Below are 15,668 nucleotides of genomic sequence, written 5' to 3'. Positions count from 1 at the left end.
TCACCGCCCGCGCACCGGCGGGCGTGAGGAGCGGCCGATCCGGTTCAGGCCGGCCCGAGAACCGGGCTCGCCAGCACCGTGCCACGGGCGACGTCGGCAATGCCGAGGTCCGTCTGGTGGGGGCCCGCGTTGCAGGCCAGCGTGGCGCCGAAACAGGCCTTGAACACCAGGTAGGGCGGCGCCCAGTCCACGATCCTGTCCATCGCGGCGCGCAGGGCGGCGAAGCCCTCCGCCACCTCGGCCAGCGGCCGGTCGGACACGAGGCCGGAGAGCGGCAGCGCCAGCCGTGCGACGACCGCGCCACCGCGCGCCACGGCCATGCCGCCGCCCGCCGCGATCACCGCATTCGCCGCCGCGGCCATGTCCTCGGGCTCGGCGCCGAAGGTGGTGAGATTGTGCCCGTCATGCGCCACGGTAGTGCAGAAGGCCCCGCGCCAGGCGCCCCAGCCGGTGAGATAGCCCACCCGCATGCGCGCCTGCGCCCGGCCGTGCCGGTGCATCACCGCAAGGCGCGTGGCGCCTTCGGGCAGCTGCACCTCGCCGGCCAGCACCTCCGCCTCCACCTCGCCCCAGCGGGTGAAGCGCGGCCGGTCGATGGTGGCAAGGCGGATGCGCGTGCCCTCGGCCCGGGTGGTGAAGGCGGAAGCCTCCTGCGCGGGCACCAGCACCGAGCCGCGCAGGGGCGCGTCACCCGTGTCCGCCTGCGGCGCGGTGAGGCGGCCCGCCTCCGACACCACGCGGCCGCTCGTGAGCACCGCGCGGGTGTCGAAGCCCTCCAGATCCTCGAAGAGCACGATGTCGGCGCGCCGGCCCGGGGCGATGAGCCCGAGGTCATGCCGGCCCAGCCGCCGCGCCGCGTTCAGCGTGGCGGCCTGCAGGGCCTGGCCCGCCGGCATGCCGTAGGCGGTGAGGCGGCGCACCACGTCATCCAGCCCGCCGGCGCGGTGCAGGTCGTCGGGGAAGACATCGTCGGTGCACAGGGTCACGGTCTGCGGCAGGGCGGGCAAGGTGGCGAGTGCTGCCACCAACTCGGGCAGCAGGTGGTCATGCGAGCCGCGCAGCTCGATGGTGAGCCCGGCGCGCAGCTTCTCCAGCAGGTCCGGCCCCGAGACCAGCTCATGGTCCGAGCCGATGCCGGCTGTGACGAAAGCCTGCAGGTCCGCCCCTGCGAGGCTGCGGGCATGGCCGCAGACCAGCTTGCCGGCCGCGAGCCCGGCGCCGACGATGCCCGCCATGCGCGGGCTCTGGTCGATCACGCCGCGCATGTCCATCACCTCGGCGATACCGGCGATGCCGGGCCGGGCGAGCAGGGCCTGCATCACCTCCGGGTCGAAATCGGCGCCCGACGTCTCCAGCCCCGGGGCGGAGGGCACGCAGGAGGGGGCGAGCACGAGGAAGCGCAGGTCGGTGGCCGACGCGGCGGCGAGCGCCCAATCCACGCCCGCGAGCCCGTGCACATTGCCGAACTCATGCGGGTCCCACACGCAGGTGGTGACGCCGCGCGGCAGCACGGCGCGGGCATATTCCGCCGGGGTGACCATCGAACTCTCGACATGCATGTGCGTGTCGATCAGCCCGGGGGAGAGGAAGGCGCCGGCGGCGTCGATCATCCGGGCCGCGTCCCTGCGCGTGCCCTGCGGGTGCACCGAGGCGATGAGCGGGCCGGTGAGCCCCACATCCGCCGGGCGGGCCTCGCCGGTCACCATGTCGATGAGCGTACCGCCGGTGATCAGCACATCGAAGGGCGCGTCGCCACTGGCGGCGGCCACGGCGCGGGCCCGCAGGGCGGGGGTGTTCAGCTCAGGCTCGGGGCGCGGGGTCATGGCGCGGCTCATCCGAGGCGCGGCAGCACGGCAGCGCGGGCGGCCGGCAGATCGAAGGCGACCTTCGCGCCGATGCCGTGCATCGCGAGGCCGGCGGGCGCGTCGGCCTTGATGCGGCCGAGCGGGCTGTCGAGCAGGTATTCACGGGTCTCGCCGGCGAAGGACACGCCCAGCACCTCGCCCTCGAACGGGCCCGCGCCGAGGGTGACCGCCCCCGGCCGCCAGGCGAGGCCCGCGGCGCCCGCCGGCACCGCGCCGGATACCGGCATCAGGCCGGCGGGCGTGTCGAGCTTGCCGTCGCGCAGGCCGAGCACGGTCTCGAAGCCGACGAACTCGGCCACGAAGCCGGAGGCTGGGCGGTTCCAGATCTCCTCCGGCGTGCCGAGCTGCTCGATGGCGCCGCCGCGCATCACCACGATACGGTCGGCCAGCGCCAGCGCCTCGCCCTGGTCATGGGTGACGAAGATCATCGTGATGCCGGAGGCCTTCTGCACCCGCTGCAGCTCGGCGCGCATCTCCAGCCGCAGGCGGGCATCGAGGTTCGACAGCGGCTCGTCGAGCAGCAGCAGCTTGGGCTCCATCACCAGCGAGCGGGCCAGCGCCACGCGCTGCTGCTGGCCGCCGGAGAGCTCGGCCGGCTTGCGGGCGGCGAGGTGGTCAAGCCCCACGGTGCGCAGCCCCTCGGCCACCTTCGCCTCCACCGCGGCGCGCGGCTCACGCCGCAGGCGCAGGCCGAAGGCCACGTTCTCGAACACCGAGAGATGCGGGAACAGCGCGTAGGACTGGAAGACGAGGCCGATCTCGCGCTTGTTGGCCGGGCGGCGGGTGATGTCGGCGCCCTCCAGCCGGATGGTGCCGGAGCGCGGGTCGAGCAGGCCGGCGATGGCGCGCATGGTGGTGGTCTTGCCGCAGCCCGAGGGGCCGAGCAGGGCGATCAGCTCGCCGCGCTTCACGGTGAGGTCCAGCGCGTCCACCGCAACCGTGTCGCCGTAAGCGAGGGTGAGGCGTTCGAGCGCGAGGCAGGTATCGTCAGACATAGCGAGAGAATCCCAGGAAGCGTTCGGCGATGAAGACGATGCCGATCGACATGAAGGCGAGCAGCGCCGAGAGGGCGGCCACCGAGGGGTCGTAGTTGATTTCCATGTAGCCCAGCATGTCGATGGGCAGGGTGCGCACGCCCGGGCCGGAGAGGAACAGCGACACCGGCACCTGGTTGAAGCTGGTCACGAAGCCGAGGATGAAGGCGGCGAGGATGCCGCCGCGGATGTTGGGCAGCACCACCCGGAAGAAGGCGCCGGAGCGGGTGCAGCCCAGCAGCACCGCGGCCTCCTCGATGTCCGAGCGCAGGTTGCCCAGGCTCGCCGAGACCACGCGCACCGCGTAGGGCAGCACCAGCGCGGTGTGGGCGCAGAACAGCGCGAGGATCACCGGCACCCCGGCGGGGATCACGAGGTAGCGCAGCAGCGCGAGGCCCACGATGATGCCCGGCACGATGATGGGCGCCGAGACCACGGTGCGCACCGTCTCGGAGAAGGGCAGGCGGTAGCGGTTGAGCGCGTAGGCGGCCGGCACGCCGAGGGCCAGCGCCGCGAGCGTGCCGAAGACCGCGAGGAACATCGAGGTGGCGAAGCTCTCGCGGAAGCTTTCCACCGTGAACACCTTCGCCACCCATTTCAGCGACAGCCCCTGTGGCGGGAAGGCGAGCGAATTGCCCGCCGAGAGCGAGGCCGCGATGATGATCAGGAACGGCCCGATGAGGAAGGCGAGCACGAGGCCCAGCACGAGGACCGTGGAGAGGTTGCGTTTCATCAGCGCCCCCGGGCGCGGGCCAGCCGCTTGAGCAGGAGATTGGCGGAAAAGCTCATCACGATGAGGATCATCGCGATCACGGCGGCGGAGGCGAAGTCATTGGCCACCGTAACCCGCTGGTAGAGCAGGGTTTCGAGCATCAGCACCTTGGAGCCGCCGAGGATGGCGGGCGTGATGTAGGCGGTGAGCGAGCCGGTGAACACCAGCGTGCCGCCGATCACCAGCCCCTCTTTCGTCAGCGGCAGGATCACCCGGGTGAACACCTGCAGCCAGCTTGCCCCCAGCACGCGGGCGGCGGGCACCGCGTCACGCGGCATGTTCTCGAGCGCCGAGATCAGCGAGATGATCATCAGGGGCAGGAAGAGCTGCAGCAGGCCGATGAACACCGCCGTCTCGGTGAAGAGGAAGCGGATGGGCTCGTCGGTGAGCCCCACGAGGGTGAGCGCCTGGTTCACGAAGCCGGTGCGCCCGAGGATGACCAGCCAGGCGTAGGTGCGCGCCACCGGCGAGATCATCAACGGCAGGACCACGAGGCCGAACACCCGGCCGCGGTTTGCCGGCGAGAGGTTCACGATGGCATAGGCCGCGGCATAGCCGATCACGGCCGCCACCAGTGTCACCAGCGCGCCGAGCTTGAGCGTGCGCAGGAACACCGCGCGGTTGAGGGCCGAGGAGAAGAACTCCACGTATGGCGTGAGCGAGAACCCCGCCGCGCCGCGAAACCCCTCCGACAGCAGGATCGCCACCGGCACGAGGAACACCACGCAGGCGAAAACCGCCGCCGGCAGCGCCAGCGCGAGCCCTTCGCGCCTGTTCTGGAACATGTTGGGTCCTCTCCCGCGCTTGGGGCGGCGCGCCCCCTCGTGTGGGGCGCGCGTTTTGTTTCAGGGCAGTGGGTTACTGGCCGACCTTCGCGTTCCACTCGGAGAGCCAGCCCTCGCGGTTGTCGAGCCAGACATCGGCGGGGATCAGATCGAGGCTGGCGACCGTCTCGGCGCCGTAGGTGAGGTTGTCGGCCACGTCGTCCGAGACCTCGACCTCCGCATTGGCCGGGCTGTCCACCAGCCCCTCGGCCAGAGCGGTCTGGATCGGGGTGGAGAGCCAATAGTCCATGAACTCCAGCGCGAGGTCGCGGTTCTGCGAGCCCTTGGTGACGACCATCACGTTCATGCCGCCGGTCTGACCTTCCTTGGGCGTGGCCCAGGCGATGGGCAGGTCCATGTCGGCGAAGCCCTTCCAGGCAAAGCGGCCGATGGGTGCGGCCCAGATCTCCTCCTGCTGCATGAGCTGCACGAGCTGGGAGGAGCGCACGTAGAAGGTCACCACGTCGTCGCGCTTCTCGCCCACCTCCGAGATGGCGCCTGCGAGGGTGGGGTCGCTCTCGCCCATCGCCTTGCCGACCATCCACAGCGCCGGGGGGCCCTGGTTGGTGGTGACGTTCGGGAAGGCCACCTGGCCCTTCAACTCGTCGGAGAAGAGGTCCGCCCAGCTGTCCACCGTCACCTTGTCGGAGCGGTAGACGATGGAGGTGGCGTAGAAGGTGTAGCCCACGGCCGTGCCGTCGCCCAGCGGGTCCTTGGCGATGTCGTAGAGCTTGTCGAAATTGGCGAGCTTCGCGGTGTCGATGGTGTCGATCAGCCCGGCGCGATTCGCGGCCAGCGCGTCATGGGTGGAGAGCACGGCCATGTCGATGACCGGGGCCTCCTTGTTGGCCTCCATCTTCGCGAGGCGCTCGACGCTGTTGCCGGTCTCCACGACCAGCTCGCAGCCGCATTTCTCCTCGAAGGGCTTGTAGAGGATCTCGGAGAATTCGTCCTGGGCGAAGCCGTAGACGGAGATGGTGAGCGTGCGGTCCTGGGCCTGGGCGGCGAGCGTGCCGCAGGCCAGCGCCGTGGCGGCGAGCAGGGTGGAACGGATCATGTCGGGTTTGCTCCTTCTGTTGGTCGGGTTCTGGCCGGGCGTACGACCCCGGCGGATTGGCGCACGATGAGGCGCATGGGCACGCCGCTTCGCGGCAGGTCGGACGCGGACTCCGGGCGCTCGATGAGGCGCAGCAGCTCGGCCACAGCGTGGCGGGCGATGGTGGCCATGTCCATCTGCAGCGTGGTCAGGCCCGGTGTCACCACCCCGGCCCAGACCAGATCGTCGAAACCGGTGACGGAGACATCCTCCGGCACGCCCAGCCCGGCGCTCTGCAGCTCGGTGAGGGCGCGCAGCGCGAGCAGGTCGCTCACGGCGGCGAAGGCGGTGGCCCCCTCCGCCGCACGCGCGGCCAGGCCCAGCGGCGCGCTCCGCTGCGGCGGCGCGCCCGCCGGCTCCGCCCAGATCACCGCGTGGCGCGCGCCGGCGGGCAGGGCGGAGCGCATGCCGGCGATGCGGTCGTTCTGCACGTTGGAGGCCGCGCTGCCGCCGATGAGCACGAACTGCCGGTGCCCCAGCCCCGCCAGGTGGCCGATCACCTGCTGCCCGCCGCCCCAGTGGTCGGCGGAGACGGTGTTGCCCGGGGTCGACGGCGTGTCGATCACCGCGACGGGCAGGCCGATCTCCCCCACCCGGGTGCCGCGGCGGGGCACCACGATCAGCCCGTCCGCCCCGCGCTCCATGAGCCGGCGGATGGCCTGGGTCTGCTCCGTGACATCGCCGCGCGAATCCGCGATCAGCACACCGTAGCCGGAGGCACTGGCCGCGGCCTCCACCGCCTGGGCGATCTGCGGAAAGAGCGGGTTGGCGATATCCGCCAGCACCAGCCCCAGCACGCCGCTGCGCCCCGTGCGCAGCGCCCGCCCGCTGAGGCTGGGCACGTAGCCCCGCGCCAGCGCCGTGGCGCGGATCCGCTCGCCGAGTTCCTCGGACACCCGCCCCTTGCCGGACATCGCATTGGACACGGTGGCGACCGACACGCCGATCTCGGCTGCGATATCCTTGAGGCTGGCACGGGTTCGGACGGTCATCGGCCTGTCGCAGCTAGGTTAAACGATTAAGCCGGGAATGCCGGGCGTGGCGACGATTGTCAAGCGCGGGCCGGGCCGGCACCGGGCAGGCGGCCTGCGACAAAGGCGACGGATCCTCGGCGGGAAGGGCGGCGGGGAGAGACGACGGGGCCCCGCACGGGGGGCATTGCGGCGCCGCGGGGCGGGCGCCTCAGTCCACCGCCTCGCGCGCCCGCTCGGCCACGATGCCGGCGACCACCAGCATGGAGGCGGCAATGTGATCGCGCATCGCGCGGTGCGCGGCTTCGCCGTCCTCCGCCAGGATGGCGCGCAGGATGCCGCGATGCTCGGTCTGGCTGCTCTCCAGCCGGGCGGCGGCGGCGCGGAACTGCGCCTCGCGCCAGGGCAGGGTGCGCACGCGCAGGACCTGGGTGGCGGCGTCCAGCGCGCGGTTATGCGCCCCGGCGCAGATATCGGCGTGGAAGCGCGCGTTCAGTTCCGAATAGGCCAGGGCCTCGCCGGCGCGGGCCGCCGCGTCGGCCTCCTGCACCGTGGCCGAGAGCTTGTGGCGCTCCATCGCCGTCATCCGCAGGGCCGCAAGCCGGGCGCAGAGCGCCTCCATCTCCCCCAGCGCCTCGAACAGGTCCTCCAGCATCGGCAGGTCGGTGCGCCGCACGATGAAGGCACGCCGCGGCCCGCGCTCCGCCAGCCCGGCGATGCTCAGGTGCTGCAGCGCCTCGCGCACCGGCGTGCGCGACACACCGAATTCCTCCGCCAGCGGCAGCTCGTTCAGCGCATCGCCGGGCAGCAGGACGCCCTCCACGATGCGGCGCACCAGCTCGGCGTAGATGACCTCGGCGGTCCGGACTGTCGGTTTCGTACTCATCGGGCTCATGCGTATATTTCTGGTTGCTTATGTATACATATCTGCGCAATCTGTCGTCATGAAATCAACAGCGGTGCCCGGTTTTATGGGTCGCGGTCGGTCTTCATGCCTGGTCCGAGCCGTTCCTTACAAGGGCGGGGAGGCCGCGCAAAGGCCGATCCGTGCCTGTGCAAGGGTGCCGGACATTGTTCCCAGAGCGGACCAATCCGCCGGAACCAACTCCCGGGAGGAGACGGAAATGTCGACAGGAGAGGTACTGACATGGACAAGATCGATCACAAGAAGATCCTTGCCGCCCGTATAGCTGCCGGCCTGGGCCGGCGCGCGGTGCTCAAGGGCATGGGAGCGGGGCTGGTGACAACCGCCGCTTCCGGGCTGGTGCCGCGCCGCGCCTCCGCACAGTCGGGCGGGCACATCACCATCGCCGCGCTCAACCACATCGACACGCTGGACCCGCATTTCACCGGCTTCCTGGCCGCCATCCAGGTGATCAACAACATCCACAACGGGTTGCTGAAGATCGTCTATGACGGCAAGGCGGTCACCTTCGAGCCCGATCTCGCCGAGAGCTGGGAGCTGCTGGACGACGTGACCCACGTCTTCAAGCTGCGCGAGGGGGTGACCTTCCACGACGGCACGCCCTGCGACGCGGAAGCGGTGAAATTCTCGCTGCTGCGGGTGAAGGAGGGCGAGCCGGCCTCGCCGCACGCCTGGAAGCTCTCGCTGCTCGAGACCATCGAGATCCCGGACCCGCTCACCATCAAGCTCACCTTCTCCACGCCCTACGCCTTCCTGCCGGTGGCGCTGAACGGCTCCACGGGCCGCGCGGGCACCATCGTGAGCCCGGCCGCCGTGCAGAAATACGGCGCCGACTACGGGCGCAACCCGGTGGGCACCGGGCCGTTCAAGTTCGTCTCCTGGCGCGAGAACGACGCCATCGAGCTGGAGAAGAACCCCGACTACTTCGAGGAGGGCCTGCCGAAGCTCGACGGCGCCACCTGGAAGCTGATGAAGGAACCCTCCTCCGCCGTGGCCGCGCTGATGGCGGGGCAGGTGGACGGCATGACCGACTGCCCGATGCAGCTTGTCTCCCAGGTCGACGCCTTCCCCGGCGCCACGCTCTACGGCGAGATCGAGGGCAACTACACCTTCGTGGGCATGAACACCCGCAAGGCGCCCTTCGACGACATCAACCTGCGCCGCGCCGTGGCCTGGGCGCTGGACCGCGAGACCCTGCTCAAGCAGGCCTATTTCGGCCGCGCCATCCAGGCCTTCACCCCGATCTCCCCGCCGATGACCGGCTTCTACGACCCCGAGATCGCCACCTCCGGCCGCGGCCAGTGGTTCGACCTCGACAAGGCGAAGGAATTCCGCGCCAAGGCGGCGAACCAGGGCGAGATCGAGGCGGTCTACATGATGTCCGAGCGTGGCCCGGTGGGCACCCGCATCGCCCAGACCGTGGCGCCGATGCTGGCCAAGATCGGCATCAAGGCGAAGCTGGAGCTGATCGAGCCCGCAACCTGGGTGCAGCGCCGCAACGCCGGCGACTTCGACCTGTTCGACTTCGAATGGGTGGCCGACCTCGACCCGGACGAGACGCTGTTCCCGGAGTTCAAGTCCGGCGGGGCCTGGAACTTCCCCGGCTGGTCCTCGCCCGAGTTCGACGATCTCTGCACCCAGGCCCAGGTGGTTCTGGACACGCCCACGCGCGCCGGGCTCTACCACAAGGCGGAGGACATCCTGATGGATGAGGCGCCCATCGCGATGATGGCGCACATGCCGGTCTACAAGGTGCTCTCCACCAAGGTGCAGGGCTTCCAGTACATCCCGGCCGACCTGTTCAACCTGCACACGCTAAGTCTCGGCTGATGCTTCTGATGGCCTTCAGGAAGGTCCTGCAGACGATGTTCGTGCTGTTCATCGTTTCGGTTGCCAGCTTCAGCCTGCTGAAGCTGGCGCCGGGCGACCCGGTGGAGATCATGCTGGGCAGCGAATACTCCGTCGAGGCCCATGCAGCCCTCGTCCACAAGCTCGGGCTCGACCAGCCCCTGGTGACGCAATACCTCGACTGGCTGGGGAATTTCGTCACCGGGGACTGGGGCACCTCCTACATCGCGCGCGCCGACATCTTCACCTATGCCTTCGTGGAGGCGCTGCCGGTCACCCTCACGCTCGCGGCCTTCTCGCTGGGGCTTGCGATCGTGCTGGGCGTGCCGCTGGGCGTGCTCTCCGCGGTGAAGAAGGACACGGCCTGGGACGCGGGCGCGGCGGTCTTCGCGCTCACCGGCACGGCCTTCCCCTCCTTCTTCCTCGGCATCCTGCTGATCTGGATCTTCGGCGTGAAGTTCGGCCTGTTCCCGGTGATGGGCTTCGTGCCCCCCTGGCATGATTTCTGGGGCGGGCTCTATCACATGATCCTGCCGGCGATCACGCTCTCCACCTATTTCATCGCCATGATCGTGCGCCTCACGCGCGCCACGCTGGTGGAGGTGCTGGCCCAGCCCTACATCGCCGCCGCCCGGGCGCGCGGCGAGCCGGGCTGGCGCGTGGTCTGGGTGCACGGGCTGCGCAACATCGCCATGCCGCTTGTCACCATCATCGGGCTGCAGCTCGGCACGCTGCTGCAGGGCGCGGTGCTCACCGAGACGGTGTTCTCCCTGCCCGGGGCGGGGCAGATGATCACCTCCGCGGTGCTGGGGCGCGAATACGGCGTGGTGCAGGCGGGCGTGGTGATGACCGCCACGCTCTTCGTGCTGGTCAACCTCGCGGTCGACCTCGCCTATCCCTTCCTCGACCCCCGCCTGAGGCCGCGCTGATGACCGACACCGCAACCGCTCCCGTGCCCGCCCGCCGGGCGCCGCGCCGGCGCGCCTCCATGCTGCGCCGCCGGCCGTTCTTCACCCTCGGCCTCGCGGTGGCGCTCGCCTTCGCGCTGGCCGCCATCTTCGCGCCCTTCGTGGCGCCCTACGACCCCACCTTCCAGGATATCGACTGGATGATGACCGCCCCCTCCGCCGCGCACTGGCTGGGCACGGACAGCTACGGCCAGGACATCCTGAGCCGCATCATCTTCGGCGCGCGCTACGCGCTTTCCATCGGCCTCATCTCCGTGGCCATCGGCGCGTTCGGCGGGCTGGTGATCGGGCTTGCGGCCGGGCTCTCGGACGGGCTGGTGGAATGGCTGCTGATGCGGCTCATCGATTCCATCCTCGCCATGCCCTCGCTCATCATGGCCGTGGCCTTCATCGCCATCCTCGGCCAGGGGGTGGACAAGGTGATCATCGCCGTGGGCATCGCGATGATCGGCCCCTTCGCGCGCACCGTGCGCGCCGACGTGATGCAGGTGCGCGTGCAGCTCTTCGTGGAGGCGGCGGGGCTGATGGGCGTGGCGCGGCTGCGCATCATCTGGCGCCACATCCTGCCCAACGTGGTCTACCCGCTCGCCGTGCAGGTGACCATCCGCATCTCCGAGGCGATCCTCGTCTCCTCCTCGCTGTCCTTCCTCGGCATCGGTGTCACCCCGCCCACGCCGGACTGGGGGCTGATGATCGCCGAGGGCCGCGGCTTCGTGAGCTTCGCGGCCTGGATGTCGGGCATGCCCGGCGCCGCCCTCGCCATCCTGCTCATCGCGCTGTCGCTGGTGGGTGACGGCATCCGCGAGGAATTCGACCCCAAACTGCGTGACGGAGCGTGAGCATGGACATCCACACCCCCGCGCCCGAGCCGCTGCTGACCGTGCGTGGCCTGACCCTGCACCGCGGCGCGCGGCGCATCCTCGACGGCGTGGACCTCACCCTGGGCCGCGGCGAGACGCTGGCGCTGGTGGGCGAGAGCGGCGCCGGAAAATCCACCATCGCCGTGGCGCTGATGGGCCTGCTGCGCCCCTCGGAGGCGCGCATCGAGGGCCGCGCCGAGCTGGCGGGCGAGGGCGATCTCCTCGCGCTGAAGGAGCGGGGCTGGAGCGGGCTGCGCGGCGGCCGCCTCGCCATGGTGTTCCAGGACGCGGGCGCCGCACTCAACCCCTGCTTCACCGTGGGCAGCCAGCTCACCTCCGTGCTGCGGCGCAAGCTCGGGATGGGCCGGGCGGCGGCGCGCGCCCGGGCGGTGGAACTGCTCGACAGCGTGGGCATCAACGATTCCGCCGCCCGCCTCTCGGCCTATCCGCACCAGCTCTCGGGCGGCATGCAGCAGCGGGTGATGGTGGCGATCGCGCTGGCCTGCAACCCGGACCTGCTGTTTGCCGACGAGCCCACCTCCGCCCTCGATGTCACCATCCAGGCGCAGATCGTGCGGCTGATCCTCGACCAGACCCGGGCGCGCGGGGCAAGCTGCATCTTCGTGCTGCATGACCTCGCGCTCGCCAGCCAGTCCTGCGACAGGATCGTGGTGCTCTACGCCGGGCAGGTGATGGAGGCGGGGGCGAGCGCGGAGGTGCTCACCACCCCGCGCCACCCCTACACCCGGCTGCTGAAGTCCTGCGTGCTGGAGATCGGCGCCGGCCGGCTGGACCCGCCCGCCGGCGGCGTTCCGGGCTGGGAGGAGATGCCCGAGGGCTGCCGCTTCGCCTCGCGCTGCCCGCGTGCCCTGCCGCGCTGCGCGGGGGAGAAACCGCCGCTCGTCGTCGCGGAGGGGCGGGCGCTGGCCTGCTGGAACCCCGAATGAGCGGCCCGGTGCATCAGCTCCCCGCCCCGGTGTTCGAGCTTCTCGATGTCGAGAAGGTCTACCAGGTCACCCGCCCCGCCGGCTTCCTGCGGCGCGAGAAGAAGGGGCTCGCCGCGCTCGACGGGGTGCGGCTGCGCGTGGCGCCCGGCTCCTCCACCGCGCTGGTGGGCGAGAGCGGCTCGGGCAAGTCCACCCTGCTGCGGGTGCTGCTCGGGCTCACGCGGCCCACGAACGGCCAGGCCTTCTACCGCGGCCGGCCCATCGCGGAGGCGCGTGCCGCCTCCGGTGACGGCTTCACCCGCGACGTGGCGATGATCTACCAGGATGCCCGCGGCTCGCTGAACCCGCGCATGGCGGTGGCGGAGCTGGTGGCCGAGCCGCTGCGCCATTTCGGCCTGTGCGCGGCGGCGGAGATCCCGGCGCGGGTGGCGGCGCTGCTCGCGCGCGTCGGCCTGCCGGGGGACGTGGCGGCGCGCTACCCCGCCGCGCTCTCCGGCGGGCAGGTGCGCCGCGTCGCCATCGCCCGGGCGCTGGCGGCGGAGCCGAGCGTGCTGGTGGCCGATGAGGCGGTCTCCGGCCTCGACGTCTCCACCCAGGCGCAGCTTCTGAACCTGCTCGCCGAGCTGAAGGAGAGCATGGGGCTCACCCTGCTCTTCATCACGCATGACCTCGGGGTGGCGAGCTACCTGTGCGAGCGCATCGCCATCATGTATCTCGGACGAATCGTGGAGGCGGGGCCGACGAATGCCGTGCTCGCCGCCCCCGCGCACCCCTACACGGCGGCGCTGCGCGCGGCCTCGCCGCAGTTCTTCGCCCCCATCGCCGAGCCGCTGCCCGGCGAGATCCCCAGCCCGGTGGACCTGCCGCCGGGCTGCCGCTTTGCCTCGCGCTGCCCGCGCGCCGCCGCCGACTGCCGGGTGGATGACCCCGCCCTCACCACGCTTTCACCGGGGCGGGCGGCCGCCTGCCTCCACCCTCTCGCCACCGGCGCCTGACCGCGTCAGAAGGACCTTTCGAATGCACGACTTCTTCTCCACCGCCCGCCCCACCACCCTGGCGCGCGACGCGATGATCGCCACCTCGCACCCGCTGGCCACGGCGGCCGGGCTCGAGATGCTCGCCGCCGGCGGGCACGCGGTGGATGCCGCCATTGCCGCAGTGGCGGTGCAGAGCGTGGTCGACCCGCTGATGACCGGCATGGGCGGCGACTGTTTCGCCATCCTCGCGCCCAGGGACGGCGCGCCGGTGGCGCTGAACGGCTCGGGCCGCGCGCCGGCGGCCGCCAGCGTGGCGGCGCTGAAGGCGGCGGGGCTGGAGGGCGAGATCCCGCAGACCAGCCCGCATGCCGTCACCGTGCCCGGCGCCGTCTCGGCCTGGTGCCGGCTGCATGGCGATTACGGGCTGCTGCCGCTCGCCCGCGTCTTCGCCCGGGCGATCTCCTACGCCGAGGACGGCTTCCCCGTCACCCCGCGCGTGGCGCAGGACTGGGCGGGCGCGGCGAAGCTGATCGGCGCGGACCCGCATGCCGCCGCCGTCTTCCTGCCCGGGGGCGTGGCGCCCGTGGCCGGCCAGCGGATGTCCCAGCCCCTGCTCGGCGCGCGCCTGCGCGAGATCGCGCAGAAGGGCGCCGCCGGATTCTACGAGGGCGAGACGGGCGCCAGCATGGCCGCGCATCTGCGCAGCCTCGGCGGGCTGCACACCGAGGCGGATTTCGCCGAGGCCACCGCGGGCGCGGAATACGTCGCGCCGATCTCCGCCAGCTACCGCGGGCGTGAGGTGTTCGAGTGTCCGCCGAACGGGCAGGGCCTGGCCGCGCTGCTGATCCTGCGCATCCTGGAGGGGTTCGACCTCGGCCCGGACGTGTCGCTGGCCGATCGCATCCACCTGCACGCCGAGGCCACCAAGCTCGCCTATCACCACCGCGACGCCCTGCTGGGCGACCCGGCCTCCTGCCCGGGCCTCACCGAGACGCTGCTCTCCGAGGAGGTGGTGTCCGCCCTGCGCGCGCGCATCGACATGTCACGCGCCGGGGCGCCCGCGCTCTGGGACGAGCCGGAGCACCGCGACACCATCTACCTGTGCGTGGTGGACGGGCAGGGCAACGCGCTCTCCTTCATCAACTCCATCTTCCACGGCTTCGGCTCCACCCGGCTGGACCCGGGCACCGGCGTGCTGTTCCACAGCCGCGGCGCCTCGTTCCGGCTGGAGGAGGGGCACCCGAACGCCATCGGCCCGCGCAAGCGGCCCATGCACACCATCATCCCCGGCCTGCTGCGCGTCGCGGGCGCCGTCATGCCCTTCGGCGTGATGGGCGGCCATTACCAGGCGGCCGGGCACGCGGCCTTCCTCTCCGGGGTGATCGATCTCGGGATGGACCTGCAGCCGGCGATGGACGCGCCGCGCCACTTCGCCTTCGGCGGCGTGCTGGAGGTGGAGCCGGGCGTGCCGGAGGAGGTGCGCGCCGAGCTTGCCGCGCGCGGCCACGAGATCCGCATCGCGAGCGCGCCGATCGGCGGCTCGCAGGCCATTTTCGCCGATGCGGCGGCCGGGAGCCTGCGCGGGGGCTCGGACCCCAGAAAGGACGGCTCGGCGCTCGGGTTCTGAGCGCCGCGGTGCCTGCTCCGGTGGACATTCCCGCCCGGACTTGGCATGGAGCAGGCACCATTCGACCCGGATCATCCTGACCAATCACGGAGTGGCCGACGTGCCCGAAGTTTCTGTTCTTCTCCCGCTGCTCGGGGTCCTGCTCGCCGTCGGCTTCCTGGCCGGCATCGTGGCGGGCCTGCTGGGCGTGGGCGGAGGGATCGTTCTCGTCCCGGTGTTCTACTGGGTGTTCTCCAGCCTCGGCCACCAGCCGGACCAGCTCATGCAAATCTGCGTGGCCACGTCTCTGGGAACCATCGTGTTCACCTCGATCCGCTCGGTGCTCAGCCATCACAAGCGCGGCGCGGTGGATTTCACCATCCTGCGGCAGTGGGCGCCGGGCATCGTGATCGGCTCCGCGCTGGGGGTGGTGATCGCGGCCGGGCTGAAGTCGCACATGCTGATGCTGGTCTTCGGCGTGCTGGGCTGCATCGTGGGGGTGTACATGGCGCTGGGGCGGGCGCACTGGCGGCTGGGGCAGCAGATGCCCGGCCTGCTGGGGCGGTCCGTCGCCAGCCCGGTGATGGGCTTCCTCTCGGTGCTGATGGGCATCGGCGGCGGCTCCTTCGGGGTGCCGCTGATGACGCTCTACAACCAGCCCATCCACAGGGCGGTGGCCACAGCCGCGGGCTTCGGCGTGCTGATCGCGGTGCCCTCCTTCATCGGCTTCCTGCTCACCGGCTGGGGCATCCCGGACAAGCCGCCCTTCACCGTGGGCTACGTGAACATCCCCGCTTTCGTGATCGTGGTGGCGATGACGCTGATCTCCGCCCCCATCGGCGTGCGGCTGGCCCATGCGCTGCCGGCGAAGCCGCTGAAGCGCATCTTCGCGGTGTTCATCTTCCTGATGGCGGTGAACATGCTGGTGAAGGCGCTCGGCGCCTGAAGCCAGCGCCGACGGCAAGGCACCCGGCC

Annotated in this window: 14 protein-coding genes; 7 read left to right on the top strand and 7 right to left on the bottom strand. The window is 71.1% G+C overall.

Annotated features, from left to right (window positions below; all coding sequences use genetic code 11):
- Positions 1-44: 44 nt before the first annotated feature.
- From FDP22_RS19430 to FDP22_RS19400, 7 genes are all read right to left on the bottom strand, one after another.
- A complete protein-coding gene (locus FDP22_RS19430; RefSeq protein ID WP_138573497.1) occupies positions 45-1,823 on the bottom strand; it encodes an adenine deaminase in 1,779 nt (592 codons plus the stop codon).
- An 8-nt stretch (positions 1,824-1,831) separates the two neighbouring features.
- Entirely contained in the window at positions 1,832-2,860 is a 1,029-nt protein-coding gene (locus tag FDP22_RS19425; RefSeq protein ID WP_138573499.1) for an ABC transporter ATP-binding protein, read from the bottom strand.
- Positions 2,853-3,632: an ABC transporter permease gene (locus FDP22_RS19420; RefSeq protein ID WP_138573501.1), complete on the bottom strand. Its 780-nt coding sequence runs from the start codon at positions 3,630-3,632 to the stop codon at positions 2,853-2,855. Before FDP22_RS19420 ends, FDP22_RS19425 begins: the two co-directional genes overlap by 8 nt.
- Positions 3,632-4,456: an ABC transporter permease gene (locus FDP22_RS19415; protein WP_138573503.1), complete on the bottom strand. Its 825-nt coding sequence runs from the start codon at positions 4,454-4,456 to the stop codon at positions 3,632-3,634. The genes FDP22_RS19420 and FDP22_RS19415 overlap by 1 nt, the downstream gene beginning before the upstream one ends.
- 73 nt (positions 4,457-4,529) lie before the next feature.
- Positions 4,530-5,552: an ABC transporter substrate-binding protein gene (locus FDP22_RS19410; protein ID WP_430225912.1), complete on the bottom strand. Its 1,023-nt coding sequence runs from the start codon at positions 5,550-5,552 to the stop codon at positions 4,530-4,532.
- Positions 5,549-6,583 carry a LacI family DNA-binding transcriptional regulator gene (locus FDP22_RS19405; protein ID WP_138573505.1) on the bottom strand — a complete coding sequence of 345 codons (1,035 nt, stop codon included), beginning with the start codon at positions 6,581-6,583 and terminating at the stop codon, positions 5,549-5,551. The genes FDP22_RS19410 and FDP22_RS19405 overlap by 4 nt, the downstream gene beginning before the upstream one ends.
- Positions 6,584-6,773: 190 nt before the next feature.
- Complete coding sequence (locus FDP22_RS19400) at positions 6,774-7,457, bottom strand: GntR family transcriptional regulator (protein ID WP_239031964.1); 684 nt, start codon at positions 7,455-7,457, stop codon at positions 6,774-6,776.
- 252 nt (positions 7,458-7,709) lie between these two features.
- Between FDP22_RS19400 and FDP22_RS19395 the strand changes: the two genes are divergently transcribed.
- From FDP22_RS19395 to FDP22_RS19365, 7 genes are all read left to right on the top strand, one after another.
- Complete coding sequence (locus FDP22_RS19395; protein ID WP_138573507.1) at positions 7,710-9,317, top strand: ABC transporter substrate-binding protein; 1,608 nt, start codon at positions 7,710-7,712, stop codon at positions 9,315-9,317.
- Positions 9,317-10,264 (top strand): ABC transporter permease, encoded by a 948-nt coding sequence (locus tag FDP22_RS19390; RefSeq protein WP_138573509.1) that lies wholly within the window; start codon positions 9,317-9,319, stop codon positions 10,262-10,264. The genes FDP22_RS19395 and FDP22_RS19390 overlap by 1 nt, the downstream gene beginning before the upstream one ends.
- Positions 10,264-11,142 carry an ABC transporter permease gene (locus tag FDP22_RS19385; protein ID WP_138573511.1) on the top strand — a complete coding sequence of 293 codons (879 nt, stop codon included), beginning with the start codon at positions 10,264-10,266 and terminating at the stop codon, positions 11,140-11,142. The genes FDP22_RS19390 and FDP22_RS19385 overlap by 1 nt, the downstream gene beginning before the upstream one ends.
- Before the next feature lie 2 nt (positions 11,143-11,144).
- Complete coding sequence (locus FDP22_RS19380; protein WP_138573513.1) at positions 11,145-12,110, top strand: ABC transporter ATP-binding protein; 966 nt, start codon at positions 11,145-11,147, stop codon at positions 12,108-12,110.
- Positions 12,107-13,105, top strand: a complete 999-nt coding sequence (locus tag FDP22_RS19375; RefSeq protein WP_138573515.1) for an oligopeptide/dipeptide ABC transporter ATP-binding protein — start codon at positions 12,107-12,109, stop codon at positions 13,103-13,105. Before FDP22_RS19380 ends, FDP22_RS19375 begins: the two co-directional genes overlap by 4 nt.
- 22 nt (positions 13,106-13,127) lie before the next feature.
- Entirely contained in the window at positions 13,128-14,714 is a 1,587-nt protein-coding gene (locus FDP22_RS19370; protein WP_138573517.1) for a gamma-glutamyltransferase family protein, read from the top strand.
- 100 nt (positions 14,715-14,814) lie between these two features.
- Complete coding sequence (locus FDP22_RS19365) at positions 14,815-15,639, top strand: sulfite exporter TauE/SafE family protein (RefSeq protein ID WP_138573519.1); 825 nt, start codon at positions 14,815-14,817, stop codon at positions 15,637-15,639.
- Positions 15,640-15,668 lie beyond the last annotated feature (29 nt).

This window comes from Paroceanicella profunda (assembly GCF_005887635.2).
Classification (GTDB): domain Bacteria; phylum Pseudomonadota; class Alphaproteobacteria; order Rhodobacterales; family Rhodobacteraceae; genus Paroceanicella; species Paroceanicella profunda.
The sequence above is the reverse complement of the archived record's forward strand: the minus strand, read 5'-3'. Positions and strand labels throughout refer to the sequence as shown.